Annotated in this window: 2 protein-coding genes; both read left to right on the forward strand. The window is 59.7% G+C overall.

Going from position 1 to position 2,367, the window contains the following annotated elements; all coding sequences use genetic code 11:
• Window positions 1-203, forward strand: a 203-nt coding sequence (locus H5393_RS14265; RefSeq protein ID WP_182767230.1) for an IS3 family transposase, incomplete at its 5' end; no start/stop codon positions are given.
• Window positions 204-1,153: 950 nt separating this feature from the next.
• Window positions 1,154-2,367, forward strand: a 1,214-nt coding sequence (locus tag H5393_RS14270) for a hypothetical protein (RefSeq protein WP_182767231.1), incomplete at its 3' end; no start/stop codon positions are given.

Consider the following 2,367-nt stretch of genomic DNA (forward strand, 5'->3'; position numbering starts at 1 on the left):
ACAAGACCGAACTGGTCCGCGGTCCCGCCCGGCCCGGTCCATGGAAGAGCGTCGAGGACCTCGAGCTCGCGACCCTCGGGTGGGTGCACTGGCACAACACCACACGCCTACACGGATACCTCGGCGATGTCCCACCCGCCGAGTTCGAGAACGCGTTCTATGCTGAACAAACCGACCAGCAACAGCTGGTAGGAATCAAATAGGGCGAGTCTCCATCAAACCCAGTGCGGTTCATAACACCGCCGACAACGATGCGGCCGCCGTCGAGGACTCCGGTCAGGGTTGGGCGGCAGACGCATTGGGGTTTCATCGAACAGACCATGACGATTTCGATACTCGTCGTCCGACAACTGGTGGGCACGTCACAGGTGATGAGACAGACTCACCAACCGCAGACCGCACTCATGGCACAGGATCCCGGCCGTGTTCACATGGAGCTCACCAAACCGACCGAACCCCGAGGGCTCACCCAGAACAGGTTCACCCGTTCGCGGCAGACCACCCCCACGATCGAGTCGTGCTTGATGGATGTCACACAGCCTCCCATCAGGAACCGGAACCTCGGTGCAGCGCAACGCTGCACACCTCCCAGACGTGGACATGACACCATGATGCATGACTTCACGATCACTGGTCGCGACTACAGGTTCAGGTGGGAGGCGGTGTCGGAATCCCGGACGGCCCTGCTCAACATCGTCGTGGTCACGGGATGGTGTTAGTCACTCTCTTCTCCCTAGCCACCCTCTTGGTGCCGTCGACATCATAGGCGCCGTTCGACGAACAGAATCGTTCCACGGACCTGATCGTGTCCGTCGCACCTGTCGCAGACCTGAGGTCATCGAAGTTGAGTCCCTCATAGTGGTGTAGCCCCCACAGTGGCCGTGGCCGTCACTGTGTGAGGGTCGCATCACGCACTGCAACCAGAGGGCTCACAAAGGGCTTCGGACACACCGGGGTGATCACCTTCCGCGGGGTGTCGTAAGCACGGACCAACGCGCGTATCTCGTAATGCGTATGGTGGGTCCCAAGGGAGGACCGGACGCCGGTCTCTAAGCGAGAAGTGGGTGTGACAATGACCGGTGGGTCGAGTCGCAGAGTTAGCAATGCCGCGCGTGAAGTACTGACCAGAGCAACCTGTCAGGCACTGGTCCTCTTGCTTGCGACACTGACTGCAACCACGCTGTTCATCCCTATCGATCGCGCCCAGGCTGACGTAATCGGCGCGGTCACGATCTCCGGCATCTTGACCGACGAGGAGGGCAACCCAGCGACAGGGGTGCAGATCTGGGCTGACGGTGGGGCCAAGAGCCTGACCACCAACTTGGACGGCCACTTCAGTTACACGACCATCTCTGCCGAGGACCGACTGTCATTCACCTTGGAGTGGGGTAACGGAACGACGTTCCGAAGGGTGATCACGGAGCCGTTCTCCATTACAGGAGATACAGACCTCGGGTCTCTGGTCCTGCCGCCAACTCAACCTGTCGCGGTGCGCGTTGTTGACAATCAAGGCGATCCGCTCGAGGGGGTCCAAGTAAGAGGGCCCCATTCGTTTGTGATATCTGCGCCTACATGGGTCGATGCAGGCTTCGAGATGAGTTCGCTGGTCAGAACCAGCGAGATGCGTTGGGATCTTGTCGAGACCACCGATGAGAATGGCTACGCCCGGTTCCTGGCGCCCCGGACCACAACCGGCCTGCCAGAAATATACGTCGATTACCAAGACCCAGACTCCCAAGTCTGGCTAAGAGCCACACTAGAAGCAGGCGAACAACCCAGCGAGGAACTAGAGCTTCGGCTCCCCGCTCCCGCCAGGGTGTCGGGGACCTTGGTGGATAGCTCCGGCCAGCCTATGGGCGGGGTCCTGATGGGCCAGACCGCCACCTCTGACATCTTTACTGACACGGAAGGACGATTCACCTACGACACCGCTGCCGGTGAGCACCAACTCATGCTCAGGTTCGAGTTCAATTACGGCGAGACGACAAGAGAGATAATCTCCGCGCCATTCTCGGTAGATGGCCACACGAATCTCGGGACCCTAGTGGTCCCACCCACCGAGCCCGTAGCCATCCGCGTCGTTGACAACAACGGACTGCCCGTGACTGGAGCAAGGGTCCATGGAGTAGTCTTCAGAGGACAATTAACAGCACCAGAATGGATCGACGGTGGCTTCGAAATGAGCCCCGAGGTCAAAACCGACATGGTCCGGTGGCGACTCCAAACAACCACCGATGAGAATGGCTACGCCCGGTTCCTGGCGCCCCGGACCACAACCGGCCTGCCAGAAATATACGTCGATTACCAAGACCCAGACTCCCAAGTCTGGCTAAGAGCCACACTAGAAGCAGGCGAACAACCCAGCGA

This window comes from Tessaracoccus sp. MC1756, from assembly GCF_014164735.1.
Classification (GTDB): domain Bacteria; phylum Actinomycetota; class Actinomycetes; order Propionibacteriales; family Propionibacteriaceae; genus Arachnia.